The following is a 26,543-nucleotide window of genomic DNA, read 5'->3' on the forward strand; positions in this document are numbered from 1 at the left end:
CGCGCCCAGCCCGGACCAAACGGCCGACGGCAGCAGCCATCGACGTTGATCGTTGACTGGTCCGGTCGCGGATCGGTAACGTGACCGCAGTCCGGGCTGGACGAGCGCGGCGGGAGCACGCCCGTGGGGCGATGGCTGTCGCCGCACCCCATCACCTCCACCGTCCGCCCGCGCCCGTACGGGCGCCGGAGTCTCCGGGAGTCCGCCCATGCGCCACCGATCCATCCCGCTCGCCGTCCCCGGTCGGCCCGCCCCGCGCGCCCGCACCGCAGGCCTGCTGGTTGTCACCCTGCTCACCACCACCGCCGGTCTGCTACCCGCCGGATCCGCGTCGGCCGCCGCCCGGTCCGATACACCGAGGGCCGGGACGAACGCCGCCGGGCCGGCACTTGAGATCGACCTCGCCGCCGACCGGCAGCCGATCAGCCCGCACATCTACGGCATGAACTTCGCCGACGAGGCCCTCGCCGACGAGCTTGACCTGCCGGTACGCCGGTGGGGCGGCAACGCGACCACCCGCTACCACTACCGCCACGACACCAGCAACCGGGCGTCGGACTGGTTCTTCGAGAACATCGCCGAGGCGAACGAGGACCCCGACGCGCTGCCCGACGGGTCCACCACCGACCGGTTCGTCGAGCAGGACCGGCGGACCGGCAGCGACACCATCCTGACCGTGCCGCTGATCGGCTGGGTGCCGAAGGCCCGCGACGGCTCCTGCGGTTTCTCCGTGGCGAAGTACGGGGCGCAGCAGCGTACCGACGAGTGGCGGCCGGACTGCGGCAACGGGGTGCGGCCGGACGGGACCCCGGTCACCGGCAACGATCCGCTCGACACCAGCGTCCCGGCCGGTGGTGCCTACATACGCGACTGGATCGGGCATCTGACCAGCAAATACGGCACCGCCGCCGAGGGTGGGGTCGGGTTCTACAACCTCGACAACGAGCCGGACATCTGGCATTCCACCCATCGCGACGTTCACCCGCTCGGGGCCGGTTCGGTCGAGCTGCGGGACCGGGCGTACGAGATCGGGGCGGCGGTGAAGGCGGCCGATCCCGGTGCGGCCACCCTCGGCCCGGTCGGCTGGGGGTGGAGTTCGTGGGACTACTCGGGCCTGGACCAGGAGACCTGTGGGCGTACCGGGTGCTGGGCCGACCCACCGGACCGGGCGGCGCGCGACGGACTGCCGTTCACCACCTGGTACCTGCAACAGATGAAGCGGTACGAGGACGAGCAGGACCTGCGGGTGCTGGACTACTTCGACATGCACTTCTACCCGCAGGCGTCCGGGGTGGCGTTCGGCAACGGCTCCGACCCGGCGACCAACGCGCTGCGGCTGCGTTCCACCCGCGCGCTCTGGGATCCGTCCTACCTGGATGAGAGCTGGATCAACACCCAGGTACGGCTGGTGCCCCGGATGCGGGAACTCGTCGCGGCGAACTATCCCGGCACGAAGACCGCGATCACCGAGTACAACTGGGGCGCCCTGGACCACATCAACGGCGCCCTGACCCAGGCCGACATCCTCGGCATCTTCGGCCGGGAGGGGCTCGACCTGGCCACCCTCTGGGCACCGCCGTCCGCCAACCAGCCCGGCGCGTACGCGTTCCGGATGTACCGCAACTACGACGGTGCCGGCGGCCGGTTCGGCGACATCGCGGTGCGGGCCGGCAGCGCCGACCGGGAACGCCTCTCGGTGTACGCGGCCGAGCGTTCCACCGACGGCGCGCTGACCGTGATGGTGGTCAACAAGAGCGGGGTCGAACAGACGAGCGCGGTCTCGCTGCGCGGCCGGACGGCCCCGCACGTCCAGGTCCACCGGTACGCCTCCACCGACCCGACCTCGATCGTGCGGCTGCCGGACCAGCCGATCCTGGTCCCGCCGCCGTACGCGGGCGCGCCCTCGGGTGTGCTCAACCACACCTTCCCGGCCGACTCGGTGACCCTGTTCGTGGTCGAGAAGCCGCCGCCGGCCGTCCTGCCCGCCCTGTCCGTACGGCACCGTAACGTGGACTGGGCGCCGACCGACAACCAGCTCAAGCCGGTCCTGCTGCTCGACAACGTCGGCGCCGTCCCGGTGCCGCTCTCCCGGCTGACGCTGCGCTACTGGTTCACCCGGGAGGGCGGGACCGCCCCGATCAACGTGTGGTGCGACTGGGCCGAGATCGGCTGCGCGAAGGTCAGCCGTCGGGTGGTGCCGCTGGCGGTGGCGCGTAGCGGGGCGGACGGTTACCTGGAGGTGGGTTTCCCGCCGGAGGCCGGCACGCTGGCGGTCGGTGCCGGGACCGGGCCGGTCAAGCTCCGGCTGAGCCGGGCAGACTGGGCGGCGTTCACCGAGACGAACGACCACAGTTGGGTGCCGGCGGCCCCCGGTTACGCCGCGAATCCCCGGGTCACCGTCCATCTCGACGGGGTCCGGATCGCCGGCACGGAGCCCTGACGGGTCTGGGCTGAGTCGCAGGTTGTCAGGGGCGCGGTGGCACCACCGGGGCACGGTCGGACCCGAGGGACGGACGGGTCCGGAGGGGTTGCCCCGGTGGCGGCACCGCGACTAAGTTACCGAACAGTATCGGATGGGTTAGGGATGTCACAAGAGTGACAAACGGCGATTCCTGGAAGAGGTGCGCATGCCGGGGTTGTTCGCGGTCGAGGGGAAGACGGTCCTGGTCACCGGCGGGTCCCGGGGGATCGGGCTGATGATCGCCCAGGGCTTCGTCGAGGCCGGGGCGCGCGTGATCGTCTCCTCCCGTCGGGCCGACGTCTGCAACGAGGTGGCGCGGCGCCTCTCCGACTTCGGCACCTGTGAGTCGATCCCGGCGGACCTCTCCAGCGCGGACGGAGCGCTCCGGCTCGCCGAGGCGGTGGCGGCGCGGGTGCCCGCGCTCGACGTACTGGTGAACAACGCCGGGGCGACCTGGGGTGCGCCGCTGGAGGCGTACCCGGAGAGCGCGTTCGACAAGCTCTGGGCGGTCAACGTCAAGGCGGTGTTCACGCTCACCACCGCGCTGCTGCCGGCGCTACGGGGAGCGGCGACGGTCGAGGACCCGGCCCGCGTCATCAACATCGGGTCGATCGACGGCATCCGGGTGCCCTCGATGGAGGTGTACGCCTACTCGGCGACGAAGGCGGCGGTGCACATGCTGACCCGGAGCCTGGCGCACCAGTTGGCCCCCGAGCACATCACGGTGAACGCCATCGCCCCCGGCCCGTTCGAGAGCAAGATGATGGCTTTCGCGTTGGATGACCCGAATACCCGGGCGGCGATCGAGCACCAGGTCCCGCTGGGCCGGATCGGTCGACCGGACGACATGGCCGGTGCGGCGATCTACCTGGCGTCGCGGGCGGGTGCGTACCTGACCGGGGCGGTCATCCCGGTCGACGGTGGGATCACCACCCACGGCTGACCGGTCGACCCGTGGGCTCACCACCCATGGCTGGGTCGCCACGCACCGGGCGTACCCGATCGGGACGGTTCGACGCCGCGCGGACTCGGCAGGTCCGCGCGGCGCCGCTGTTTGTCCGGGCCGTGACTCAGCGACCGGCGAGGAGCCGGTTGACCGCGGCGTCGACGTCGAGGTGCTCGCTCTCCCGGCCCCGGGGCACGACCACGTAGGTCCGCCGGAGGAACCTGACCAGAACGCTGCGAGGCACCTCAAACAGGGCATTCCCATCTGGTGAAGAAAGGGCGAGCGCGACGAAGTCCCCCCGAGGTGTGGCCCACGGCCAGACCCGGACATCGCCAATTCCGGCGGGCTCGTCGAGCCCGGTGACGAGTAGCTCTCGGGCGAAGGACCAACTGACCGCTTCGCCGCCGGCAGATTCGGCATGAAACAGGACATGAACCGCGTACGGGTCGGCTGGGTCGTAGCGCAGACTGGCACGCACCGGCAGCGCGGTGGCATCAGGTGCGACGAGCCTTAACGACGTCTCGACCTCGACTGTCGTCGGTCGGATGACACTCATGGACGTTCTCCCCCCGGCACCGCTGCGGGGCGTACGTGCCCCGCTTTTCCCATCCTCAGGTGATGAACCTGGTTACGCTCCGCCATACGCTGATCTCACCCAGTAGTGGGAAGAGGGTCCCCAAACGCCGCTCGAAATCGAAAATTTAGGTAGGATGTCCAGTTCTACCCAGGTCTTTGATCCCACCCGGCGTCGGGTGGTTCACACGTCGACTCACTCCGGTAACGTCCAGTCGTCCTGTTGAGTGACGGGCCGGGCCGACACTGGGGGGCGAATTGGTCATGAAATGCTCCTCAATGGAGCAATAAACCAGTGACGGCGACCACGAGGATCCCGGTCGAGCATGGGGGACACTGGTGGTCGAGGAGCGGAGGAACCACGTGCCCGACGACGAGCGCGTCGCCTACGAGAGCCAGCCTCGGCCGGCCGATGGTGACTCCCTGTTGGCCGAGCGGGAACAGCCGCCGACGGGGTTCCGCCAGCGGGTCCAGACCACCCTGGAGATCATCCGGGCCAACCCGACCGGCCGGATCGCGCTCAAGGTCATCGTGGCGGTGGTCGGAGCGATCGTGGTGCTCGTCGGCCTGGCACTCATCCCGCTGCCCGGACCGGGCTGGCTCCTGGTGATCGCCGGCCTGGGCGTCTGGGCGGTCGAATACCACTGGGCCCGCCGCCTGCTCACCTTCACCCGGCGCAACGTCCAGGCCTGGACCCGCTGGGCCACCCGACAGTCCTGGCCCGTACGTCTCCTGCTCGGCGCGTTCGGCCTGGTCTTCGTCAGCGTTGTCGTCTGGCTGTCGCTGAAACTCAGCCTCGGTATCGACCTCGTCGCCGGGGCGCTGCACTACCTCGCGACGCACTGACCCCGAAGATGCGCGGTGCCGACCGGATCAGGTACAGTCATGCGCGCTGAGGGCGATTAGCTCAGTGGGAGAGCGCTTCGTTCACACCGAAGAGGTCGCTGGTTCGATACCAGCATCGCCCACCAGGTAAGAGGGTATGTCCATTGATGGACATACCCTCTTTTCGTTGCCAGGCGCCCCGCCCCGACTTCGGTCCACTCGTACACCCGACCGCCGTGCACGCCTGCGGCGCACCGCCGAGCGCACACCGAGGGGCTCTGGTGACGTGAGCGTGATCACTTCGATCGGGACCGGCGGTGGCCACCACCGCGCGGAAACGCTCCAATACGCAATGCCACGGCCGGCGCCGATTCGGCCGCCGGTCCGAGCCGAATCAGCGTGATCCGACGATTGTCTGCACCCTCCGGAGGCTCGACTTCCTCGACTCGTCGTTCTCCGGACTCGCTGCTCGGAATGCTCGCCCATTTTCCGCAATAGGGGGCGGGCGGTACCCGAACGGCCAGCCGGAACCGTCCTGTCGGCGCGGGCACCGGGATCGCCGTAACCCGGGTACCGGTCCGTCGTTGATCGCGTGAGAAGCGGTGGTACGACCGGGCGTGTCGCACCTGGCGATCCTTGTCCACACTGGACGCATGAGCGTGGATGCCCCCGGGCCGTCCGATCCGGGTCGGGCGACCGAGTCGCCCCACCGCTGGGTGTACGACAGCAGGGGTGCGCTCGTCTACGACCACGAGCCGGGGCTACCGGACGGGCCACTACCGGACGCACTTCGGGCCGCCGCCCACTCCTCGCTGGTGGGTGTCCTGCTCGGAGTGCTGATCCTGGTGGTGGCGGACATCTTCGGGATCAACGAATTCGTCGGTCTGGCCGCCGCCGCGGCCGCCAACGGTCTCGACCAGGTGCGGCGTGGCCACCGGTTGCGCGCCTTCTTCGCGTACGCGATCACCGTCGTCGTCTGCGTGGTGCCCGGCGTCTGGCTGCTCGGAACGTGGCTGCCGGAGCCGTGGCGGTCCTTCGTACCGTTCGCGGTCGCACTGGTCATCGGGAGCCAGGTGGCCACCGTGGCCCTGTACCTGCGTCGGCGTGGAACCGCCGGCTGGCCGGACGTCTGACGTGCGGGGTGTTCCTACCATCGGCGGGATGGACATCAATCTGGCCGAGGAACTGCTCCTGCTGGCCTACGGGGAGGACGGGTCGCCCGCCCCGGACTCGTCCTGGCTGGACTACGGGCTGGCCGGCGGGGTGCTGGTCGAGTTGGCGGTCGCCGGTCGGGTCACCCCGGTCGAGGGCCGGTTGCGGGTGGTCGACCCGACGCCGACCGGTGACCCGGTTGTCGACCGGGGACTGGCCGAGATCGCCTCGGCCCGTACGGAGGGTTCCGCGCAGGAGTGGGTGGACCGGTTGCGGGCGGGTCTGCGCGAGGCGGTGCTGGACCGGTTGGTCGAGCGCGGCCTGCTTCGGCGTACGGAGGAGCGGGTGCTGTGGGTCTTCCCGACCTCCCGGTACCCGTCGACCTCGACGGATGAACCCGCACCCGAACTCGACGCCCGTCGCCGGCTCGGACTGGCCCTGGACGCCACCTCCCCGCCCGACCCGCGTACCCATGCGCTCTGGTCGTTGGTCTGCGGCACCGGACTGATCGCCTCGGCCTTCCCGGGCCACCCGCCGGAGGAGGTGAAGCGGCGGCTCGCCGCGTTCGGCGAGCCGCAGTGGGCGGACCGGGCGGTACGCGACGCGCTGGCCGAACTGGAGATCGCGCTGGCCGCGACCACCACGGTGATGATCATGGGTGGAAACAGCTGAGCTGGCGCTCGACAACGCTTACGTGACGACGCGTTTGGCGGCCCGGGTTTGGGAGGCGTTCCATGTGATCCTCGACCTACCGGGTGGCGCCCGCTGACCGTACCCCCGGGCTGCCCGGCTGCGGTCCGTACCGGCGGTGGCTAGGCTCGCCCACGGCGGGCATGGGTGCCGGCCACGGGCAGCGAGGAGATTCGACATGACCACCCCTGACGGATCGGCCGAGACGGACGTCTGGTTCCCCCACGACGAGGGCCAACTGTCGGCGGACGACACGCTGGAGGACCGCGGGCTCGACGACGCCCTCGACGAGGGCTACTCCCCGCCGGAGAACTACCGGGGCTCGACCGCCTTCGGCGTGACCGCCGAGGAGGCCAGCATCGGCGAGTCCCTCGACCAGCGGATCGCCCAGGAGGTTCCGGAGCAGGCGACCCCGTGGGAACGCCCCGCCCTTCTGACCGACGTCGACGAGGACGCGCTGTCCCGCGAGGCCGACGAGTTCCTCGACGCCAACGAGGTCGGCGACCTGCGCGCAGGCCGGCTGGTCGCGCCGGACCAGGGACTCGGACCGGATCTCGAGGGTGAGTCCGTCGGCAGCGACGTCGGGATCGACGGTGGCGGCGCGTCGGCCGAGGAGGCCGCGATGCACATCGTCGAGTTCCCCTGACCCACCTGAGGGCGTTTCGCCTGGTGTGACGCGGCCCGCACCGGTGTCCGGGAACTCCCCGGCACGCCGGCACGACCACCTACCCGGATTCGCGGGCGGTGGAAGTGGGGTCGGTGGTGGTGCACGGTCGGTTGGCGGTGGCGTGGTCCGGGTTGCCGGTGGGCCGACGGGTCGTGATCCGGGCGGCGATGCTGGCCGGGGCCGGTCTGGCCGTACTGCTCGCCGGTCTCCCGGTCCTCACCACCCCGGCCTGGGCGCACTCCCGACTGCTCGGGACCGACCCGGCCGACGGGACGACCGTGACCGGTCAGCTGCCGGCGGTGACCCTGACCTTCAACGAGGTCGTCCGGGCCGACCTGAGCACGGTCCTGGTCGAGGGTGCGGACCACACCGGCTACGGCGACGGGCCGGCGCGGGTGGTGGACCACCGGATGAGCCAACCGGTGCACCCCCTGCGATCGGGTGACTACCGGGTGGCGTGGCGGGCCATCTCCGCGGACGGGCATCCGATCGAGGGCGAGTTCCGGTTCACCGTCGCGCTCCCGCCCGGCCAGGAGCCGGCCCCGCCGGCCGAGCCGGTGCGGGCGGCGGCGCCGGTCGCAACGACCGGCGGTTCGACCCCGCTGTGGTGGTGGGTGGCCGGCGCGGTCACCCTGGCCGCCGTCGCCGCCGGCTTGATCCGGGTACGCCGACGCCGACCGACCGGTACCACCCGATGAGCGGCAACGGCGCGTCCGTGCCCGGTCCCCCCGTCATCTCCTCGCCGGTCCGTGGCGGTCGGCTGTGGTGGTTGCCGGTGTCGGTCGGTGCGGCGGCGCTGGCCGTGCTGCTGCTGGCACTGCGGTACGGCGGCGGGCTGCACAGCACCGTCATCACCGGCCTGCCCGATCCCGGACCGGTCACCCGGTGGGCGATGCCGATCGTCCGGGTTGCCCTGGACGGGCTGGCCACCGTGACCGTCGGCCTGCTGGTCACCGCGGCGTTCCTGCTGCCCGGCGACGGGTCCAGCGTCTCGCCGCGCGGCTACCTGCTGCTGCGCCGGGCGACCGGGTGGGCTGTCGGCTGGGCGGTGACGGCGACGACCATGCTGGTGCTGACCGTCTCCGACCTGCTCGGCCAGCCGGTCGACCGGCTGCGTTCGGCGACCGTGTTCAGCTTCGCCACCTCGATCAGCCAGGGCCGGGCACTGGCGTTGCAGGCCGGGCTGGCGCTGCTGCTGGCCGTACTGACCCGGGTTGGGGTGTCCCGGGCCCTGGCCGCGACGACGGCCGTACTGGCGCTGGTCGCGGTGCTGCCGCCGGCGTTCACCGGGCACGCCGCCGGTGCCGGCAACCACCAGCTCGCGGTGACCAGCCTCGCCCTGCACGTACTCGCCGCCTCGGTGTGGGTCGGTGGACTGGTCGGGCTGCTCATGCTCCGGCGCAGCCGGCTGCTGCCCGACGCGGCGGCCCGCTACAGCCGGCTCGCCCTGGCCTGCTTCGTGGTGGTGGCGGCCAGCGGGCTGACCAACGCTTGGGTGCGGCTGGGCGACTGGGGGCAGCTCTGGCACTCCAGCTACGGCGGGCTGGTCCTCGCGAAGATCGCCGCGCTGCTGGTGCTGGGCGGGATCGGCGCCGTGCACCGGGCCCGTACGCTGCCGGCCCTGAGAGCCGGGGCGGGGTGGGCGTTCGGTCGGCTGGCCGCCGGGGAACTGGTCGTCTTCGCGGCCACCTTCGGCCTGGCGGTGGCTCTGTCCCGCAGCCCGACCCCGGAACCGGTGAACCCGGTCGGCCCGGATCCGCTGGTGGAACTGCTCGGCTTCGGCATGCCGCCGGCACCCACCGCCGCCCGGATGCTCGGCGAGGTGCTGCCGGACATGTTCTTCCTGGCGGTGACGGCGTTCGGCATCGCCGCCTACCTGGCCGGCGTACGTCGGCTGCGCCGCGACGGGCACCACTGGCCCTGGTCGCGTACCGGTAGCTGGGTGGCCGGGATGCTGCTGCTCGCCGCGATCACGAACCTCGGCGTCGCGCGCTACGCGTACCTGCTGTTCAGCGTGCACATGGTCCAGCACATGGTGCTCTCCATGGCGGTGCCGATCCTGCTGGTGGGCGGGGCACCGCTCACGCTCGCCCTGCGGGCGCTGCGTCGGCCGACCGATCCGCAGGTGCGCGGGGCCCGGGAGTGGCTGCTGATCCTGATCCACAGCCGGGTCCTGCGGGTGCTGACCCATCCGCTGGTCGCCCTCGGCCTCTACGTCGCCAGCCTCTACGGCCTGTACTTCAGCGGGCTGCTCGGCACCCTGATGCGTTACCACCTCGGGCACCTGGCAATGCTCACCCACTTCGTACTGGTCGGCTACCTGCTGTTCTGGGTGCTGATCGGCATCGACCCCGGGCGTCGGCCGCTGCCACAGCCGCTGCTCGTGATCATCCACTTCGCGGCGATGATCTTCCACGCGTTCCTGGGCGTGATCCTGATGCAGTCGACCACGGTCATCGCCCCCGACTGGTACGACGCTGTCCATCCGGACTGGGCCGGGTCGCTCCTGTCCGACCAGCATCTCGGTGCCGGCATCGCCTGGTCGTTCGGTGAGGTGCCGGCCGCGATCGTGATGATCCTGCTGGTACGGCAGTGGATCCGGGCGGACGAGCGGGAGCAGGCCCGGCTCGACCGGGCCGCCGACCGGGCGCAGGCCAACGGTGAGGAGGACGAGTTGGCCCGCTACAACAACTTCCTGGCCGAGGCCGCCCGCCGGGAGGGCCGCGGCGGGTAACCCGTCAGGCGGCGCGGGGTCGTCGTGGCGGGCGCGGTGGGGTAGTTCCTCAGGCGGCGCGGTGGTCGTCGTGGCGGGCGTGGGCCGGGCCGGGGTGGTTGCGGACCAGGCGCAGCGGTGGGACGGGGGCGGCGACCTCGTCGGCGTCGAAGCTGGCCCGCCAGCGCGACGGGCCGGGCTGGCGCCGCTGCGGTGGCTCGCCGGGATCGAGCGCCGGCCGGGTCAGGACGAGGATGATCACGTAGCCGGCCAGGATGAAGCCGTGGCTGAGGATCCGGCTGAGGTCCACCCGTCCGACGATCATGTCGTTCGCGGAGAGCAGGGTGAGTACGGCGACGAAGGCGGTCAGCGTGGGCAGGATCCCCACCGGCCGGGTACGGCGCAGCGCGATCCAGCCGAAGCCGGCGCCGATCGCCACGTTCCAGGCGGCGGACTCGTGCCACAGGTGGTTCGGCGGGACGGTGGTCCCGGCGAGGTTGTGCAGGTGCTGGGTGCCCGCGATGCCGGCGATCTGCGCCGCACCGAGGACGAACTGCACCCCACCGAGTACGCCGAGCAGGATCCGCAGCGTGATGGCCACCCGGAGCCGGCCCGGACCGGGTGCCGCCGCGAGCACCCGCTCGTCGAGTACGGGCATCGTGCCGACCAGGCTGGTTCGGGCCAGTCGGGTCACCGAAGCGGCAGAATCAACCCAAGACTGGCATTCCTGACATTCTCCGAGGTGCGCCTCCAGGGCGGGCCGCTCGGCGGGATCATCCTCGCCGTCCAGCCACGCCGAGAGCGTCTCCCGGTACTGTTCACACCCCACACCCATATTGTCGGTCCCCGGATCCGTCGAGTTCCCATGGAGCTGCCGCAACCCTAACCGGGGTGGCACAGGTTAACCTTCCAACATGCCTGCGACCGGGTCCGACGACGACGAGATCACGCGCTGGGCGTTGGCCGCGAAGGCCGGCGACCGGACCGCGGCGGGTGCCTTCATCCGGGCCACCCAGCATGACGTGCATCGTTTCGTCACGCACCTGATCGGGCACGCCGACGCCGAGGACCTCACCCAGGAGACGTACCTGCGGGCGATGCGGGCGCTGCCCCGGTTCGCGGCGAGGTCGTCCGCGCGTACCTGGCTGCTGGCGATCGCCCGCCGGGTGGCGGCCGACCACATCCGGGCACTGGTCCGCCGCCCGCGCACCGCCGAGCTGGCCGACTGGCAGGGGGCGGCCGACGCAGCCAGGGCCGGTCACGGGTCCGGCTTCGAAGAGGAAGTCGTGCTCGACCAGTTGCTCCGTACGCTGCCGCGCGACCGGCGGGAGGCGTTCGTCGCCACCCAGGTCGCCGGGCTGAGCTACGCCGAGGCGGCCGAGGTCTGCGACTGCCCGGTCGGCACCATCCGGTCCCGGGTGGCCCGGGCGCGGGCGGACCTGGTCGCCGCGATGCGGGCCCAGGGCGGCCCGGACGACCACGTACGCGTCACCGGCTGACCCCGAGCCGGCTCACCTCCGTCACCAGCACGGCATCCCACGACGGCCCCTGTCCGTCGAGCCGGTGGCCCGCGTCCATCGATCGGCGACGGCATACATACATCGAAGATCAACGAAATGTGGCGGCAACATCATTTCGCTTCGCCGGTAACAGTCGGCACAGAGACTCGGCGTCCCACGGATCTTGATAAAGGGGGACGTATGAGCCACCACACGCAACCCGCCCTGAACCGGCGCGGCTTTCTGCGGGCAGTCGGTGCCAGCGGCGGAGCGGGCGCGATGCTCGCGACCATGGGCGCCCTGGGACTCGCGCCGACCGCCGCGTCGGCCGCGCCCGCGTTCCGCGCACCCGAGCGATCCGACTTCCACCTGACCGGCCGCGGTGCCGCGCGCGTGGTCATCCTCGGCGGCGGCATCGCCGGCCTGGCCACCGCGTACGAGCTGGGCAAGGCCGGGTACGACTGCACGATCCTGGAGGCGCGCGGTGTCGCCGGCGGGCGCAACCGGACCATCCGCGGCGGCGATTCCGAAACCGACCTGGACGGGCACACCCAGAAGGCGAAGTTCTCCGCCGGGACCTACTTCAACGCCGGGCCGGGCCGGTTGGCGCAGTGGATGGTCACCCTGGACTACTGCCGCGAACTCGGGGTGCCGATCGAGGTGTTCACCAACGCCAACGCCGACGCCCGGATCTACAACGAGGCGACCGGGATGACCTCGGCCCAGCGCTACCGCACCGCCAAAGCCGACGTGTACGGCTACGTCTCCGAACTGCTCGCCAAGGCGACCGACCAGGGGGCACTGGACGCCCGGCTCACCGCCGAGGACAAGACCCGCCTGCTGTCGTTCCTGCAGAGTTTCGGTGCGATCGGTGGGCGTACCAGCGGGTTCGCGTACACCGGGACCAGCCGGCGCGGGTACGCGGCCTATCCGGGGGCCGGCAACGACGCCGGGACCCTGCTCGGTGCCCCGCCGCCGCTGTCGGACGTGTTCGCCAGCAACGTCGGACGGTACTTCTCCTTCGAACTCGGTTACGACCAGGCGATGCTGATGTTCCAGCCGGTCGACGGGATGGACGCGATCCCGAAGGCGCTCAGCCGGGCGGTCGGCAACCACCGGATCCGGCTCGGCGCCGAGGTCACCGGGGTGACCAACCGGGGACACGAGGTGGAGGTGACCTACCGCCAGGGCCGGCACGAGAAGTCGATCCGGGCCGACTACTGCGTGGGGACGCTGCCGCCGAACCTGATGGCGCGGGTGCCGCACAACCTCGGCACCAACGTGACGGCGGCGTTGGCCAGCTTCCCGGTCACCGCCTCCGGCAAGATCGGCCTGGAGTACCGCAGCCGCTGGTGGGAGACGGACGAGCGGATCTACGGCGGGATCACCGAGACCGACCTCGACCTGTCGCACATCTGGTACCCGTCGTACGGCTTCCACGGCAAGCGGGGCCTGATCGTCGGTTACTACAACACCGGCGCGAACGCGCGGACGTACAGCGCGCTGACGCCGGCCGAGCGTGAGGCACGGGCGGTGGCCCAGGGGGTGAAGATCCACGGGGAGAAGTACCGCAGCGAGCTGGCCACCTCCTTCTCGCACGCCTGGGACCGGACCCGCTACCTGGAGGGTGCCTGGACCTCGCCGCCGCACGGCACCGCCGGATACAACCTGCTGCTCCAGCCGGCCGGGCGGGTCTACTTCGCCGGTGACTGGCTGAGCCACGAGACCGCGTGGCAGCACGGGGCGTTCGTCTCCGCCCGGTCGGTGGTGACCGCCCTGCACCAGCGGGTGATGTCGAGCTGACCGACACCGTCCCTCCTGGACGTGGGACCGGGAGGGACGGGTTCGTGGACACCGGGTGGGACGCGGCAGGATCCGCCTCCCGGCCCGGCGTCCGCGCGTTCAGGTCAGCCGCTGCCGGGCCCGCTCCAGGTGCGCTTCCATCGCCGCGTACGCACCATCCGGATCGCCCTGCGCGACGGCCGCCGCGATGTCCCGGTGTTCGGCCACCGTCGCGCTGCCCAGCGGGGCGGTGTAGCGGCGGCGGAACAGGTGCAGGTGGCAGTGCGTACGCGCGAACGCCCGCAGGAGCTGGTGGTTGCCGGCGAGTTCGGCGATCTGGCGGTGGAACCGGTCGTCGTGTCCGGCGAGGTCCTGGTAGTCGGCGTAGCTCTCGCCGGCCGGCAACGTGCTGACCGAGTCCACTTCGGCGCGTAGCCGGGACAGCCCGGCCTCGTCGCGCCGCTGTGCCGCGCGGGCGGCGGCCCAGGGCTCGATCAGGCCGCGGAACTCGAACAGGTCGTCGACCTGGGCCGGGGTGAGGATCGGGGTGACCGAGTATCCCCGCAGCGGTTCCTTCGCGGCGAGCCCCTCGGATTCCAGCCGGACCAGTGCCTCCCGGATCGGGGTCGAGGAGACCCGCAGGTCACGGGCGAGCTGGTCGATGCTGAGCCGGCCCCGGGGCGGGATCACGTGGTCCATGATGAGCCGCTTGATCGCCTGGTAGACGTCCTCGGTCAGGGTCTGTCGGGCGGGCAGGGGGACCAGTGCGGTCGGCCCGGTCGGCCTGTCCGCGTGGTGCACCGGAGCATTGACCATCGGTGTCTCCCGCCCGGGCGATGAACCTCGTAGATGACGAGGATAGCCCAGTGACGATGGCCTTATCGTGCGTGATCGATCGGGTCCCGTTCGGACACCCGCCGAAAGTCCAGTAGGGACGGGCTACTCGAAGGCGGGCAGGTGGCGGTCCCGGGCCCGATCGAGGTGGTCCCGCATGGCCGCCTCGGCGGCGTCGGGCGTACCCGCCCGGATCGCGTCGGCGATCCGCTGGTGCTCCGCACCGGTGGTGCCGGTCTCCGCGTACGGGAAGTAGCGGCGGTGCAGGTGCAGGTGGGCGTGCAACCGGGCGATCCCGTCGGCGAGCAACGGGTTGCCGGCGGCGGTGGCGACCAGCTCGTGGAACCGGGCGTCGAGGGTGGTGAACGCGGCGTGCCAGTGCCAGCCCTCCGGGTCGCCGTCGTCGGTGCCGACCGTGGTGGCGGCCTCGGCGCAGATCGCCGCCCGGAGCTGGTCACTCGCGCGTTCGGCGGCGTACCGGGCGGCGGCGGTTTCCAGCAGCGAGCGCATCTCGAACATGTGGGTGAACTCGGCCCGGGTCAGCAACGGGCTCACCGTGTAACCGACCAGGGGACGCTTGCGGACCAGCCCGTCGGCTTCGAGTCGGGCCAGCGCCTCGCGGATCGGGGTGGGGGAGACGGCCAGGTCACGGGCGAGCGCGTCGATGTTGATCCGGTCGCCGGGGGTCAGCGTGTGCTCCAGCACCAGAACCTTGAGCGTCTCGTACACGTCCTCGCCGAGGGTCGACCGGCGTAGCGGACGGACCGGCTGCTGGTTGACCATCCGTCTCCTCCTGCGGTGCCGCCGCGCTCGGCCCGACACGCCTTTGTAACGACGGCATGTTTCTTCGAGGTTAAGCCTTGACGCGAGCGAGTGTGATCGACTAAACATCCATGATACATCCTATAGGATCCACGATATGCGCGAAAGGTGCGGTCATGAATCGGAGCCCGTTGACTCGGCTCGGCGCCGCGGCTGCCATCCTGGTGCTCGGCACCCTGGCCACCGCCGGATGCACCAAGAAAAGTGAGAACGAGGCGGCCGGCGCGACCACGCGGGCGGCCGACCAGGTGAAGATCGCCCTCGTGTCGGGCGGGGCCCACCCGTACTTCCAGCCGTGGAAGGAAACGGCCGCGAAGGTCAAGACCGACCTCGGGGTCGCCGACGTCGCGTTCAACGAGACCTCAGGCTGGGACCAGACCAAGCAGAACGACGTGCTCAAGGCGCTGGCCGCCCAGGGCTACAACGCGTTCGGCATCTTCGGGGTGGCCCCGGAGAACATCAACGCCACCTTCGAGGACCTCAAGGGCCAGGGCTTCGCCGTCGCCTCGCTCGCCTCCTGCCCCGCCGGAGACGTCAACAAGGCCGACTTCTGCCTCTCCACCGACGTCGAACTCGCCGCGTACAAGGCCGGACAGGCCGCGGTCGAGGCGATCGGCGGCCAGGGCAACCTGGTCCACCTCACCGGCAACAAGGTCGACTCCAACACCCAGCGCCGGATGGCCGGCGTGCAGAAGGCGGTCGACGAGACCGGCGGCAAGGTCAAGCTCGTGCAGACCGTGACCGACGTGGACAAGGACCTGCAGAGCGCGCAGAAGGCCGTCGCCGACCTGCTCGCCGCCAAGGGCACCCAGATCCAGGGCATCGTCAACACCGCCTACAACCCGGCGGTCGCCTCCGCCGAGGGCGTCAAGCAGGCCAAGCTGCCGATCAAGGTGATCGCGATCGACGACGACCAGACCATCCTGGCCGGGATCCGGGACGGCTCCGTCGCCGGCACCGTGCTCCAGAACCCGGTCGGGCAGGCGTCCGTCGGGTCGTACGCGCTGACCAAGCTCTCCGGCGGCTGCACGGTCAGCACGCCCGGCGTGGTCATCGACTCCGGGTCCTTCGTGGTCACGAAGGCCAACGTGGACAACTACGAGACCGACCGGCAGGCCAAGACGGACGAGCTGAAGAAGGCGTTCGACAGCCAGTACCTGACCTGCCAGTAGTCGACCCGGCCGGTCAGCGGTGACCGCTGGCCGGCCCGGTAGTCGAACGCGCCCCACCCCGGAAACCGGCGCGTTCGCCACCCCTCGAAGGAGCCTCGTTGCCCGCGATCACCCACGCCGAGGCGTACCTCGTCGACCTCGAGGTCGAGACCGTACGCACCGACGCCGTCCAGTCGTTCCTCAAACAGGAGACCATCTTCGTCGAGATCCGCACCGACGACGGTGGGACCGGCACCGGTTACGCGTACACGATCGGGACCGGCGGCACCGCGGTCCTCGCGCTGCTGCGCGACTACCTGGTGCCCCGACTGGTCGGCGCGGACCCCCGGCGGGTCGAGGCGGTGTGGCGGGACCTCTTCGCCGCCACCCGCGCCACCACGGTCGGCGCGATCACCTCGCTCGCCCTCGCCGCCGTCGACACCGCCCTCTGGGACTGGCGGTGCCGCGACGCGGACGAACCGCTCTGGGTGCTGGCCGGCGGTGCCAAGGACCGCATCCCGCTCTACGACACCGAGGGCGGGTGGCTGCACCTGAGCACCGACGAGCTGATCGCCGGGGCGCGGGCCAGCCAGGCGGCCGGCTGGCCCGGTGCGAAGCTCAAGATCGGCCGGTCCCCGGTGCAGGACGCCGAGCGGCTCGCCGCGGTCCGCGCCGAGGTCGGCCCCGACTTCGACCTGATGCTCGACGCCAACCAGTCGCTCACCGCCGCCGAGGCGATCCGGCGGGCCCGGCTGCTGGAGGCGTCCGACCCGTACTGGTTCGAGGAACCCCTGCCCGCCGACGACGTGTCCGGGCACCGGGCGCTGGCCGAGGCCACCTCGATCCCGGTCGCGGTCGGCGAGTCGATGTACTCGATCGGCCAGTTCCGCGACTACCTGCACCGGGGAGCCGCCGGCATCGTCCAGGTCGACGTGGCCCGGATCGGCGGCATCACCCCGTGGCTGAAGGTGGCCCACCTGGCCGAGGCGTACAACGTCACGGTCTGCCCGCACTTCCTGATGGAACTGCACGTCAGCCTCTGCTGCGCGGTGCCCAACAGCGGCTACCTGGAACACATCCCGCAACTGCGCGCGATCACCGGGCGCGAGATCGACGTCGTCGACGGGCACGCCCTGCCCCCGACCACCGCCGGACTCGGCATCGACTGGGACCGCGACGCGATCGACAACCGGAGAGTCCAGTGAGTGATCAGACCACCACGGTCGCACCGGAGGCGCCGTCGGCGGCCGAGCCTCCGGCGCCTCGCAAGCCGCCGGGAATCCCGCTCTGGGCCAACCCGCGCCTCGGCCTGGTCGTCCTGCTGATCGCGCTGGTCGTGCTCTTCAGCGTGCTGCGGCCGGCGTTCCTCAACACCGCGCTGACCCTGGTGCCGCTACAGGCCGACATCAGCGTCTACGCCGTCGTCGGGCTGGCCCAGCTCATGGTGCTCTCGCTCGGGCACATGAACATGGCCGTCGGCCGGATGGCGGCGATGAGCGCTTTCGCGATGGGGCTCGCGTACGACCGGCTGGGCGTACCGCTGCCGGTCGGGCTGGTGATCGGACTGGCCGTCGGCACCCTGCTCGGGGCGCTCGCCGGGCTGATCATCTCGCGTACCGGGGTGAACTCGTTCGTGGTCACCCTGGCCCTCGACTTCGCCATGATCGGCCTGATCACGATCCTCTACACCCGGTTCACCGACGGGGTCGCCTTCGGCAGTCAGCCGGCGGGCATGACCTCGCTGCGCAACGACACCTTCGCCGACTACTGCATGGGCAACGTGTGCGGGCCGAACGTGCCGCTGGTCGTACCGTTCGCGCTGGTCGCCGCCCTCGCGGTCGGGCTGCTGTTCCGGTACGCCCGGCTCGGTCGGGAGATCCTGATGACCGGCGCGAACGCCAAGGCGGCCGAGTTGTCCGGCATCCCGACGAAGAACCGGGTGGTGCAGGCGCACGCCCTGTCCGGCCTGCTCGCCGGGCTCGCCGGCTTCCTGCTGGCGGCCAACAACGGCGCCTTCTCCGCCAGCATCGGCGACCAGTTCCTGCTCCCGTCGTTCCTCGGCCCGGTCCTCGGCGGCACGCTGCTCGCCGGCGGTGCGGTCAGCATCCTGGGTACGGTCCTCGGCGCCACCCTCACCCAGGTCATCTACAAGGGACTGAACCTGCTTCAGTTCCAGCTCGACCAGCTCAAGCTCTACATCGGGCTGGTGCTGCTGGTCGCGCTCTCACTGGACCGGGTACGCCACGTGCTCGCCGAACGCAGGGGGGTGCGGGCATGAGCGTGCTCTACGAGGAGAAGACCTCACGGTGGGGCTCGGTCGCCCGGCGGCCCGAGTTCACCCTCGCCGTGATAGCCCTGGTCGGGTTCGTCGCCCTGGCCATCGCCACCGGCGGCAACCTGCTCTCCGCCGGCACCCTCGGCGCGTTCTTCCGGTTCCTGGCCGTGCCGATCGTCATCGGGCTCTCCCAGATGGTGGTCCTGGCGATCGGCCAGATGAACCTGTCCGTCGGCGCGCTCACCGGCTTCTGTGCCATGGTCGCCGCCTGGGCGATGGTCGAGGCGGGTCTGCCCGCGCCGCTCGCGGTCCTGGTCGCGCTCGCGGTCGGCCTGATCGCCGGTGTGGTCAACGGGGCGCTGGTGGTCTTCACCCGGATCAACGGCTTCATCGTCACGCTGGCCACCATGACCATCATCGAGGGGCTCCGGTACGGGGTGAACGGCCCCGACACCTACCAGGGCTACTCGGAGGGGCTGCGCGAGTTCGGCCGCGCCTCGGTGCTCGGGCTGCCGGTGGTGTTCCTGGTCGCGCTCGGGGTCGCCGCCCTGGTCGCCTTCTTCTTCGCCCGTACGGTCACCGGGCGGCAGTTGCTCGCCAGCGGCGGGAGCCCGTTCGCCGCCCGGCTGTCCGGGATCTCCAACGACCGGTCGATCGTGATCGCGCACGCCCTGTCCGGGCTGCTCGCCGGGGTCGCCGCGGTCATCACGGTCGCCTCGTCCGGCTCGGTCAACTCGAGCATCGGCGACGACCTCCTGCTGCCCAGCTTCGCCGCGCCGATCATCGGCGGGGTGGCGCTCACCGGCGGGGCGGTCAGCGTCGCCGGGACCTGCCTGGCCGCGTTCCTGGTCCGGCTGGTGGACGTGTTGCAGGCCCAGTTCGACATCAACCGTCGCTGGATCGACCTGATCGTCGGCGCGGTTGTCCTCGGAGCGGTGCTGCTCGGCACCGTCCGGCAGAAGCTGTTGCGGAGGTCGTCGTGATGCTCACGGCCGAGGGCCTGGTCAAGACGTTCCCGGGGGTACGCGCGCTGGACGGCGCGACCCTGCGGCTGGCGGCGGGCAGCGTACACGCGCTGCTGGGGGAGAACGGCGCCGGCAAGAGCACCATGGTCAAGCTGCTGACCGGGGTGTACCGCCCCGACGGGGGCAGGATCGTACTCGACGGGAAGGAACTCCAGCTCACCGGACCGCTGGACGCCCAGCGGGCCGGGATCGGGGTGGTGCACCAGGAACGGAACCTGATCCCGGCGTTCTCCATCGCGGAGAACATCGTGCTGCACCACCTGCCGCGTCGCTTCGGTGTGGTGGACAAGGCCCGGATGCGGGCCGAGGCGCGCCGCTGCCTCGACCTGCTCGACCTGGACCTGGACCCGGACACCCCGGTCGCCGACCTCTCCGTGGCGCACGGGCAACTGGTCGAGATCGCCAAGGCACTCAGCCTCGACAGCAAGGTCCTGCTGCTCGACGAGCCGACCGCCTCGCTGACCGGCGACGAGGCCGACCGGCTCTACGCCATCGTCCGCAAACTCCGGGACAGCGGGCAGGCGGTGGTGCTGGTCAGCCACAAGCTGGAGGAGGTGTTCGCCGTCGCGGACACGGTCACCGTGCTCCGCGACGGGCACAGCGTGGCCGAGGCCGAGCCGCTGTCGTCGTACAGCCAGGACCAGGTGGTGGACCTGATGGTGGGTCGGGCGTACGCGTCGGTCACGCTGGCCGGGCGCGACGTCGACCCGCAGACCCCGCCGGCACTGCGGCTGACCGGGGTCAGCACCGCCGGTGGGCACCGCGACATCTCGCTCGCCGTCCGTCCCGGCGAGATCCTCGGACTGTACGGGCTGGTCGGCGCCGGCCGCAGCGAACTGGCCAAGGCCCTGCTCGGCCTGGACCGGATCACCGCCGGCACGGTCGAGGTGCACGGCAAGCCGGTACGCATCCGTACGGTCGGCGAGGCGCTGCACCGCTACAAGATCGGGTACGTGACGGAGAACCGGAAGGAGGAGGGGGTCTTCCTCGACCAGCCCATCACCCGCAACATCGGGGTGACGATCTGGCGTCGGATCGCCCGCGCCGGGCTGGTCACCGAGCCCGCCGAACGGCAGGTGGTGGCCGAGTACACCGAACGTCTCGGAATCAGGGCCGCCTCCCCGCGCCAGTTCGCCGGCCAGCTCTCCGGCGGCAACCAGCAGAAGGTCAGCCTGGCCAAGTGGCTCGCCGCCCAGTGCGAGATCCTGGTCGTGGACGAGCCCACCGTCGGCATCGACGTACGCACCAAGGCCGCCTTCCACGAGCTGATCGCCGAACTGGCCGGCGCCGGCATGGCCCTGTTGCTCATCTCCTCCGACCTGCCGGAGATCGTGACGCTGGCGGACCGGGTCGCGGTGATGAACGATTTCACCGTTCGTGGTGAACTCGCCAACGACCACGACTACGGCCGGATGAGTCAGGCGATCATCCGGATGATCCACGCTGGACCGGCCCGGGAGCAGACGGGAACCGGCCCGGACCGGCCCGATGCAGCAGGGGAGTCAGCCGCGTGAACCCATTTGAACGGACCCGACTGGGCAGCACCGGAGTCGAGGTGACCCGCCTCGGCCTCGGCCTCGCCCCACTCGGCGGCCTGTACCGGGCGGTCGGTGCGCAGCAGGCGTCCGACACCCTGGAACGGGCCTGGGAGCTGGGCTTCCGGTACTTCGACACGGCACCGCTCTACGGCGCCGGGCTCTCCGAGCAGCGGGCCGGCGCGGTCCTGTCCGGCAAGCCCCGGGCCGAGTTCGCCCTCTCCACCAAGGTCGGCCGGATCCTGGTGCCGGGTCCGGAGCAGCCGCGCGGCGGTGGCCGGCACCGCAGCGAGCCGGCCGTCGACCACAACGACGAGATCTGGGCCGAGCCGGTCGACCTGACCCCGACCTGGGACTTCAGCGCCGACGGCACCCGCCGGTCGTACGCCGAGAGCCTGGACCGGCTCGGCCTGGACCGAGCCGACGTGCTGCACATCCACGACCCCGACGACCACTACGCCGACGCGCTGGCCGGCGCCCTGCCGGCGCTGGTGGCGTTGCGCGAAGAGGGTCGGATCGGTGCGGTGTCGGTCGGCATGAACCAGGCCGACATGCTCGCCGACTTCGTCCGCACCGGTCACCTCGACACGGTCCTGCTCGCCGGCCGGTACACCCTGCTCGACCAGTCCGGCCTGGCCGAACTGCTTCCGCTCTGCGCCGACCGGGGCGTCTCGGTGATCGCCGGCGGGGTCTACAACTCGGGCCTGCTCGCCGACCCGAAACCCGGCGCCACCTACGACTACCTGCCCGCGCCGGCCGAACTGCTGGACCGGGCACTGGCCATCGGAGACGTCTGCGCCAAGCACGGGGTGCCGCTGCGGGCCGCCGCGGTCCAGTTCCCGCTCGGCCACCCGGCGGTCGCCAGCGTCGTGCTCGGCGCCCGGTCGGCGGACGAGGTGACCGACGCGGCGGAGATGTTCGACCACCCGATCCCCGGTCAGCTCTGGCGTGACCTGAAGGACTCCGGGCTGCTCCCGGAGGAGGTGCCGACGCCGTGATCGTCGACTCGCACCAGCACCTCTGGACCGCCGACTACGCCTGGCTGGCCGACCCGGCACTGACCCGGATCCGGCGCGACTACGGGGTGGAGGACCTCCGGCGCAACCTGCGGGCGGCCGGAGTGGACCGGACCGTACTCGTCGAGGCGGGCCTCGGGGACGCCGCCGAGACGACCCAGTTCCTGGCCACCGCCGCCGCCACCGAGGAGATCGCCGGGGTGGTCGGCTGGGCGTCACTGACCGATCCGGCGCTCGCCGGCACCCTCGCCGGACACCGGGCCGGTGACGGCGGGGACCTGCTCGTCGGGATCCGCGACCAGGTGCAGGGCCAGCCCGACGACGACTACCTGGACCGGCCGGAGGTACGGGCCGGACTCCGTACGATCGCCGCCGCCGGCCTGGTCAACGAGCTGGTGGTACGGGTCGAGCAGTTGCCGGCAGTGGCGCGGGCCGCCGCCGCACTGCCGGACTCCCGTTTTGTCCTCGACCACCTCGGCAAGCCCCGGATCGCGGCCGGCGCCGCCGGTCTGGACCAGTGGCGCACCCTGGCCGCACCCGTCGCCGCCTGCCCCAACGTGGTGGCGAAGCTCTCCGGCCTCGTCACCGAGGCAGACCCGGCAGGTTGGACGGTCGAGGACCTGCGCCCGTTCGTGGCGAGCGCGGTCGAGCTGTTCGGGCCGGACCGGCTCATGTTCGGCTCGGACTGGCCGGTCTGCGAACTGGCCGCCACCTACACCCAGGTACGCGACGCGCTGGAGCAGATCCTCGGCGGCACTCCGGACGCCATCTTCGCCACCACGGCGATCAGCACCTACAAGTTGGAGATCGAATGAAGTACATGCGGGTGGGTCCGTTCGGCGCGGAGCGCCCGGTGGCCCATACGGACGGTCGCTACTTCGAGCTGTCCGGCATCACGGGGGACATCGACGGCGCGTTCCTGGCCACCGGCGGGGTGACCGACGTGACCGGGCTGCCGGAGATCGACATCACCGGGCTGCGGATCGGCGCGCCGATCGCCCGGCCGGGTGTGGTGCTCTGCGTCGGGCTGAACTACGCGGCACACGCCGCCGAGTCCGGGGCGGCGAGCCCGGAGCACCCGGTCGTGTTCTACAAGGCGCCGAACACGCTCGTCGGACCGTACGACGACGTGCTCGTACCGCGCGGGTCGACCAAGACCGACTGGGAGGTGGAACTGGCCGTCGTGATCGGCAGGACCGCCCGCTACCTGGAGTCGCCGCAGGAGGCGCTGGCTCACATCGCCGGGTACACCCTCGCCAACGACATCTCCGAGCGGGACTTCCAGTTCGCCGTCTCCGGTGGGCAGTGGTCCAAGGGCAAGTCCTGCGAGACGTTCAACCCGCTCGGGCCGTACCTGGTCACGCCGGACGAGGTGGGCGACCCGGGCAAGCTCTCGCTGCGCTCCTGGGTCAACGGCGAGCCCCGGCAGGACTCCGTCACCGCCGACATGATCTTCGACGTGGCGTACCTGGTCTGGCACCTGTCCCAGTACACCGTGCTGGACCCGGGTGACCTGATCAGCACCGGTACCCCCGAGGGCGTCGCGCTGTCCGGGCGGTTCCCGTACCTGGCCGACGGTGACGTGGTCGAGGTCGAGATCGACAGGCTCGGGCGGCAGCGTTCGGCCGTGAAGGACGCCGCGTGATCATCACGGGGGTCGACACGTACGACATCCGCTTCCCGACCTCCCGTGAACTCGACGGCTCGGACGCGATGAACCCCGACCCCGACTACTCCGCCGCGTACGTCGTCCTGCACACCGACGCGGGTGTCGACGGCCACGGCTTCACCTTCACCATCGGGCGCGGCAACGAGGTGTGCCGGGCGGCGATCGACGCGCTGGTCCCGTTCATCGTCGGCCAGTCCGTCGACGACCTGGGTGAGTTCGCCAAGCGGCTCACCCACGACTCGCAACTGCGCTGGCTCGGCCCGGAGAAGGGCGTCATCCACCTGGCCACCGCCGCCGTGGTCAACGCCGCCTGGGACCTGGCCGGCAAGGTCGCCGGCAAGCCGGTCTGGCGGCTGCTCGCCGAGTTGAGTCCGGAGCAGATCGTCGACCTGGTCGACTGGCGCTACCTGACCGACGCGCTCACCCCGGACGAGGCGCTGGAGATCCTCCGGGCCGCCCTGCCCGGCCGGGCCGAGCGGATCGCCGAGCTGGAACGGCGCGGCTATCCGGCGTACACCACCTCGCCGGGCTGGCTCGGGTACGACGACAGCAAGCTCACCCGGCTGGCCAAGCAGGCGGTCGCCGACGGGTACCGGCAGATCAAGTTGAAGGTCGGCGGGAACCGGGAGGACGACGTGCGCCGGCTCGCCCTGGCCCGGGAGGTCGTCGGGCCGGACATCAGGATCGCGGTGGACGCCAACCAGCGGTGGGACGTGGCCGAGGCGATCGACTGGATGACCGCCCTGGCCCCGTACGACCCGTGGTGGATCGAGGAGCCGACCAGCCCGGACGACGTACTCGGGCACGCGGCGATCCGGCGCGGGCTGGCACACATCACCCCGGACGGGGGACCGGTCCGGGTGGCGACCGGTGAGCACGTACAGAACCGGATCGTGTTCAAGCAACTCCTCCAGGCCGACGCGGTCGACTTCGTACAGATCGACTCGTGTCGGGTCGCCGGGGTGAACGAGAACATCGCGATCCTGCTGCTGGCCGCGAAGTTCGGCCGCCCGGTCTGCCCGCACGCCGGTGGGGTGGGGCTGTGCGAGCTGGTCCAGCACCTGTCCATGTTCGACTACGTCGCCGTCTCCGGCTCCCTCACCGACCGGGTGATCGAGTACGTCGACCACCTGCACGAGCACTTCGTCGATCCGGTGGTGATCGTCGACGGGGCGTACCGGGCACCGACCCTGCCGGGTTTCTCGGCCCAGATGCGACCGGAGACGCTGGCCGAGTACCGCTACCCGGACGGGCCCGCGTGGTCCTGATCCACGTCGAACTCGACACCGGCGACACCTTCCCGATCCGCGAGGCAGGCGGCTTCGGCGGGCCGGTCGCCGTGCTGGAGCTGCTCCGGCACATGATCACCGGCCCGACCGAACCGGCGCACGCACCGCTGGCCCTGGTTGCCGGCACCGTGGCCGGGGTGCCCGCGCCGGGGCTGGCCCGGTGCGCCGCGATCGGGTTGTCCCCGCTGTCGGGCGGGATCGCCGAGACCCGGGCCGAGGGCCCGTACGCCGCCGGCCTGCGGGCCGCCGGGGTCACCGGGGTGATGCTGTACGGGCGGGCCGCCGAGCCGGTCTGCGTGGTGGTGCAGGCGGGCCGGGCCCGGCTGGAACCGGCCGGCGAGTGGTGGGGCCTGGAGACCGGTCCCGCCACCGACGCCCTGCTCGCCAGGTACGGCGAGAAAGCGGCGGTGGCGGTGATCGGACCGGCCGGCGAGAACGGCGTCCGGTACGCCTCGATCGTCACCTGCCGGGACCACCCGCTGCCCCGGCTGGGTCTGGGGGCGGTCCTCGGGGCGAAGAACGTCAAGGCGGTGGTCTGCGTACCCGGTCCGGATCCCGTGCCGGTCGCGGACCCGCAGGCGCTGCGCCGCCTTTCCGAGTGGTACGCCGCCGCACAACCCGGCAACTCGCTGACCGCCTGGCAGCACGGCGTGCCCGGTTTCGGGGTCTGGGACGCCGAGCCCGGTTACGCCCCGGTGGCCAACTTCGCCGACACCGTCAGCCGGGGCGGGGTCGGCACCGCGCCCGCACCCGACCGGGTGGCCGCCTGTCCGGGGTGCCCGACCGACTGCATCAAGGTGTACGCCGGAGCCGGGCTGCACCAGGAGGCGTTGGCGATGCTCGGGCCGAACCTCGGCGCCACCGACCCGTGGGCCCTGCACGCCCGCTGCCTGCAACTCGGGCTCGACCCGGTGTCGCTCGGCGGCGCCCTCGCGGCGGCCGGCGTACCGGCGGGGGAGGTGCCGGAGGTGGTCGAACGGATCGCGGCCGGCGGTCACCCGCTCGGCGAGGGATCCGCGCGGGCCAATCCGGCGACGGCGATGACCAGCAAGGGCGTGGAGCTGCCGCCGTTCGACCCGAGGGTGCAACCGAACCTCGGTCTCGGTTACGCGGTCGCCCCGATCGGACCTCGCTACGACATCGTCGAACACGACCTCGACTTCGACCCGGAGGAGGGGCTGCCGCACAGCTATCCGGAGCTGCGCCGACTCGGTGCGACCGTGCCGCGTCCCCGGGGCGAGCTGGACGTGGGTCGTACCGCCGCGCTGTTGCGGTTGTGGAGCGGGCTGGACGCCCTCGGTGTCTGCACGTTCGCCGCGACGCCCACCCGACCGCTCACCCTGGACCTGGTCGAGGACCTGGTGGAGGCGGTCACCGGGGAACGGCCAGACGTGCTGGCACTCGGCGCGCGGCGGCTGCTCCTGCAACGCGAGATCAACCAACGGCTCGGTTTCGGGCTGGACGCGGACACCCTGCCGGACCGGTTCTTCACCGAGCCGGTCGCCGAGGGCAGGTACCTCGGCGCGGTCCTCGACCGGGCCGCCTTCACCGGGGCGGTGGCGCAACTGCACCGCGAACTGGGATTCACCGGGCTCGCCTGAGTGGCCCGGGTAGACGTA

At 71.4% G+C, this 26,543-nt stretch carries 24 protein-coding genes and 1 tRNA gene; 21 read left to right on the forward strand and 4 right to left on the reverse strand.

All coding sequences use genetic code 11. From position 1 onward, the window contains the following. The first annotated feature begins 208 nt into the window (after positions 1-208). Positions 209-2,440: a glycoside hydrolase family 44 protein gene (locus ACWEFB_RS07225; protein ID WP_452283103.1), complete on the forward strand. Its 2,232-nt coding sequence runs from the start codon at positions 209-211 to the stop codon at positions 2,438-2,440. A gap of 187 nt (positions 2,441-2,627) precedes the next feature. After that, positions 2,628-3,404 carry an SDR family oxidoreductase gene (locus ACWEFB_RS07230; RefSeq protein ID WP_452283105.1) on the forward strand — a complete coding sequence of 259 codons (777 nt, stop codon included), beginning with the start codon at positions 2,628-2,630 and terminating at the stop codon, positions 3,402-3,404. 127 nt (positions 3,405-3,531) lie between these two features. Here ACWEFB_RS07230 and ACWEFB_RS07235 read toward each other — a convergent pair whose 3' ends face one another. Next, complete coding sequence (locus tag ACWEFB_RS07235; RefSeq protein ID WP_121159322.1) at positions 3,532-3,963, reverse strand: SsgA family sporulation/cell division regulator; 432 nt, start codon at positions 3,961-3,963, stop codon at positions 3,532-3,534. Between the two features lie 380 nt (positions 3,964-4,343). On the opposite strand from ACWEFB_RS07235, the gene ACWEFB_RS07240 reads away from it, so the two are divergent. The 7 genes from ACWEFB_RS07240 to ACWEFB_RS07270 all read left to right on the forward strand — a co-directional run bounded on the left by ACWEFB_RS07240 (position 4,344) and on the right by ACWEFB_RS07270 (position 10,048). Continuing rightward, complete coding sequence (locus ACWEFB_RS07240; RefSeq protein WP_452283108.1) at positions 4,344-4,826, forward strand: TIGR02611 family protein; 483 nt, start codon at positions 4,344-4,346, stop codon at positions 4,824-4,826. 50 nt (positions 4,827-4,876) lie between these two features. Next, a tRNA-Val gene (locus tag ACWEFB_RS07245) sits at positions 4,877-4,951 on the forward strand. 507 nt (positions 4,952-5,458) lie between these two features. Then, positions 5,459-5,938: a hypothetical protein gene (locus tag ACWEFB_RS07250; RefSeq protein ID WP_452283110.1), complete on the forward strand. Its 480-nt coding sequence runs from the start codon at positions 5,459-5,461 to the stop codon at positions 5,936-5,938. Between the two features lie 28 nt (positions 5,939-5,966). Beyond that, complete coding sequence (locus tag ACWEFB_RS07255) at positions 5,967-6,629, forward strand: GOLPH3/VPS74 family protein (RefSeq protein ID WP_452283112.1); 663 nt, start codon at positions 5,967-5,969, stop codon at positions 6,627-6,629. A gap of 196 nt (positions 6,630-6,825) precedes the next feature. Continuing rightward, positions 6,826-7,293 carry a DUF5709 domain-containing protein gene (locus ACWEFB_RS07260; RefSeq protein WP_326559852.1) on the forward strand — a complete coding sequence of 156 codons (468 nt, stop codon included), beginning with the start codon at positions 6,826-6,828 and terminating at the stop codon, positions 7,291-7,293. 113 nt (positions 7,294-7,406) lie between these two features. Beyond that, positions 7,407-8,012: a copper resistance CopC family protein gene (locus ACWEFB_RS07265; protein WP_452283115.1), complete on the forward strand. Its 606-nt coding sequence runs from the start codon at positions 7,407-7,409 to the stop codon at positions 8,010-8,012. Then, positions 8,009-10,048 carry a cytochrome c oxidase assembly protein gene (locus tag ACWEFB_RS07270; protein WP_452283117.1) on the forward strand — a complete coding sequence of 680 codons (2,040 nt, stop codon included), beginning with the start codon at positions 8,009-8,011 and terminating at the stop codon, positions 10,046-10,048. The genes ACWEFB_RS07265 and ACWEFB_RS07270 overlap by 4 nt, the downstream gene beginning before the upstream one ends. A gap of 49 nt (positions 10,049-10,097) precedes the next feature. Here ACWEFB_RS07270 and ACWEFB_RS07275 read toward each other — a convergent pair whose 3' ends face one another. Further along, positions 10,098-10,862 (reverse strand): zf-HC2 domain-containing protein, encoded by a 765-nt coding sequence (locus ACWEFB_RS07275; protein WP_452283119.1) that lies wholly within the window; start codon positions 10,860-10,862, stop codon positions 10,098-10,100. 79 nt (positions 10,863-10,941) lie between these two features. On the opposite strand from ACWEFB_RS07275, the gene ACWEFB_RS07280 reads away from it, so the two are divergent. Then, a complete protein-coding gene (locus ACWEFB_RS07280; protein WP_326559848.1) occupies positions 10,942-11,526 on the forward strand; it encodes a sigma-70 family RNA polymerase sigma factor in 585 nt (194 codons plus the stop codon). Positions 11,527-11,727: 201 nt separating this feature from the next. Beyond that, positions 11,728-13,329: a flavin monoamine oxidase family protein gene (locus ACWEFB_RS07285; RefSeq protein ID WP_452283121.1), complete on the forward strand. Its 1,602-nt coding sequence runs from the start codon at positions 11,728-11,730 to the stop codon at positions 13,327-13,329. A 99-nt stretch (positions 13,330-13,428) separates the two neighbouring features. Here ACWEFB_RS07285 and ACWEFB_RS07290 read toward each other — a convergent pair whose 3' ends face one another. Continuing rightward, on the reverse strand, positions 13,429-14,124 hold the full coding sequence (locus ACWEFB_RS07290; protein ID WP_452283123.1) for a GntR family transcriptional regulator: 696 nt from the start codon (positions 14,122-14,124) through the stop codon (positions 13,429-13,431). A 123-nt stretch (positions 14,125-14,247) separates the two neighbouring features. Continuing rightward, on the reverse strand, positions 14,248-14,925 hold the full coding sequence (locus ACWEFB_RS07295; RefSeq protein ID WP_452283125.1) for a GntR family transcriptional regulator: 678 nt from the start codon (positions 14,923-14,925) through the stop codon (positions 14,248-14,250). A gap of 155 nt (positions 14,926-15,080) precedes the next feature. On the opposite strand from ACWEFB_RS07295, the gene ACWEFB_RS07300 reads away from it, so the two are divergent. The 10 genes from ACWEFB_RS07300 to ACWEFB_RS07345 all read left to right on the forward strand — a co-directional run bounded on the left by ACWEFB_RS07300 (position 15,081) and on the right by ACWEFB_RS07345 (position 26,525). After that, entirely contained in the window at positions 15,081-16,136 is a 1,056-nt protein-coding gene (locus tag ACWEFB_RS07300) for a sugar ABC transporter substrate-binding protein (protein WP_326559844.1), read from the forward strand. 98 nt (positions 16,137-16,234) lie between these two features. Next, positions 16,235-17,320: a mandelate racemase/muconate lactonizing enzyme family protein gene (locus ACWEFB_RS07305; RefSeq protein WP_452283129.1), complete on the forward strand. Its 1,086-nt coding sequence runs from the start codon at positions 16,235-16,237 to the stop codon at positions 17,318-17,320. Then, a complete protein-coding gene (locus ACWEFB_RS07310; protein ID WP_452283131.1) occupies positions 17,317-18,393 on the forward strand; it encodes an ABC transporter permease in 1,077 nt (358 codons plus the stop codon). The genes ACWEFB_RS07305 and ACWEFB_RS07310 overlap by 4 nt, the downstream gene beginning before the upstream one ends. Then, positions 18,390-19,373, forward strand: coding sequence for an ABC transporter permease (locus ACWEFB_RS07315; RefSeq protein WP_326559841.1), 984 nt, complete (start codon positions 18,390-18,392; stop codon positions 19,371-19,373). Before ACWEFB_RS07310 ends, ACWEFB_RS07315 begins: the two co-directional genes overlap by 4 nt. Further along, positions 19,373-20,929: a sugar ABC transporter ATP-binding protein gene (locus ACWEFB_RS07320; RefSeq protein WP_452283133.1), complete on the forward strand. Its 1,557-nt coding sequence runs from the start codon at positions 19,373-19,375 to the stop codon at positions 20,927-20,929. The genes ACWEFB_RS07315 and ACWEFB_RS07320 overlap by 1 nt, the downstream gene beginning before the upstream one ends. After that, positions 20,926-21,948: an aldo/keto reductase gene (locus ACWEFB_RS07325; protein ID WP_452283136.1), complete on the forward strand. Its 1,023-nt coding sequence runs from the start codon at positions 20,926-20,928 to the stop codon at positions 21,946-21,948. Before ACWEFB_RS07320 ends, ACWEFB_RS07325 begins: the two co-directional genes overlap by 4 nt. After that, positions 21,945-22,781, forward strand: a complete 837-nt coding sequence (locus ACWEFB_RS07330; protein WP_452283138.1) for an amidohydrolase family protein — start codon at positions 21,945-21,947, stop codon at positions 22,779-22,781. Before ACWEFB_RS07325 ends, ACWEFB_RS07330 begins: the two co-directional genes overlap by 4 nt. Then, complete coding sequence (locus ACWEFB_RS07335; RefSeq protein WP_452283140.1) at positions 22,778-23,611, forward strand: fumarylacetoacetate hydrolase family protein; 834 nt, start codon at positions 22,778-22,780, stop codon at positions 23,609-23,611. The genes ACWEFB_RS07330 and ACWEFB_RS07335 overlap by 4 nt, the downstream gene beginning before the upstream one ends. Beyond that, positions 23,608-24,903: an L-fuconate dehydratase gene (locus ACWEFB_RS07340; RefSeq protein WP_452283142.1), complete on the forward strand. Its 1,296-nt coding sequence runs from the start codon at positions 23,608-23,610 to the stop codon at positions 24,901-24,903. The genes ACWEFB_RS07335 and ACWEFB_RS07340 overlap by 4 nt, the downstream gene beginning before the upstream one ends. Then, on the forward strand, positions 24,894-26,525 hold the full coding sequence (locus tag ACWEFB_RS07345) for an aldehyde ferredoxin oxidoreductase N-terminal domain-containing protein (RefSeq protein ID WP_452283145.1): 1,632 nt from the start codon (positions 24,894-24,896) through the stop codon (positions 26,523-26,525). The genes ACWEFB_RS07340 and ACWEFB_RS07345 overlap by 10 nt, the downstream gene beginning before the upstream one ends. The last annotated feature ends 18 nt before the right edge of the window (positions 26,526-26,543 follow it).

Source organism: Micromonospora sp. NPDC004704, assembly GCF_053601675.1.

Excerpts from the sequence above, each read along its gene's own strand:
- ACWEFB_RS07225 (WP_452283103.1), top strand. The coding sequence starts at position 209 with ATGCGCCACCGATCCATCCCGCTCGCCGTCCCCGGTCGGCCCGCCCCG.
- ACWEFB_RS07250 (WP_452283110.1), top strand. The coding sequence starts at position 5,459 with ATGAGCGTGGATGCCCCCGGGCCGTCCGATCCGGGTCGGGCGACCGAG.
- ACWEFB_RS07300 (WP_326559844.1), top strand. The coding sequence starts at position 15,081 with ATGAATCGGAGCCCGTTGACTCGGCTCGGCGCCGCGGCTGCCATCCTG.
- ACWEFB_RS07315 (WP_326559841.1), top strand. The coding sequence starts at position 18,390 with ATGAGCGTGCTCTACGAGGAGAAGACCTCACGGTGGGGCTCGGTCGCC.
- ACWEFB_RS07280 (WP_326559848.1), top strand. The coding sequence starts at position 10,942 with ATGCCTGCGACCGGGTCCGACGACGACGAGATCACGCGCTGGGCGTTG.
- ACWEFB_RS07290 (WP_452283123.1), bottom strand. The coding sequence starts at position 14,124 with ATGGTCAATGCTCCGGTGCACCACGCGGACAGGCCGACCGGGCCGACC.
- ACWEFB_RS07255 (WP_452283112.1), top strand. The coding sequence starts at position 5,967 with ATGGACATCAATCTGGCCGAGGAACTGCTCCTGCTGGCCTACGGGGAG.
- ACWEFB_RS07230 (WP_452283105.1), top strand. The coding sequence starts at position 2,628 with ATGCCGGGGTTGTTCGCGGTCGAGGGGAAGACGGTCCTGGTCACCGGC.
- ACWEFB_RS07320 (WP_452283133.1), top strand. The coding sequence starts at position 19,373 with ATGCTCACGGCCGAGGGCCTGGTCAAGACGTTCCCGGGGGTACGCGCG.
- ACWEFB_RS07295 (WP_452283125.1), bottom strand. The coding sequence starts at position 14,925 with ATGGTCAACCAGCAGCCGGTCCGTCCGCTACGCCGGTCGACCCTCGGC.
- ACWEFB_RS07275 (WP_452283119.1), bottom strand. The coding sequence starts at position 10,862 with ATGGGTGTGGGGTGTGAACAGTACCGGGAGACGCTCTCGGCGTGGCTG.
- ACWEFB_RS07270 (WP_452283117.1), top strand. The coding sequence starts at position 8,009 with ATGAGCGGCAACGGCGCGTCCGTGCCCGGTCCCCCCGTCATCTCCTCG.
- ACWEFB_RS07235 (WP_121159322.1), bottom strand. The coding sequence starts at position 3,963 with ATGAGTGTCATCCGACCGACGACAGTCGAGGTCGAGACGTCGTTAAGG.
- ACWEFB_RS07260 (WP_326559852.1), top strand. The coding sequence starts at position 6,826 with ATGACCACCCCTGACGGATCGGCCGAGACGGACGTCTGGTTCCCCCAC.
- ACWEFB_RS07335 (WP_452283140.1), top strand. The coding sequence starts at position 22,778 with ATGAAGTACATGCGGGTGGGTCCGTTCGGCGCGGAGCGCCCGGTGGCC.
- ACWEFB_RS07285 (WP_452283121.1), top strand. The coding sequence starts at position 11,728 with ATGAGCCACCACACGCAACCCGCCCTGAACCGGCGCGGCTTTCTGCGG.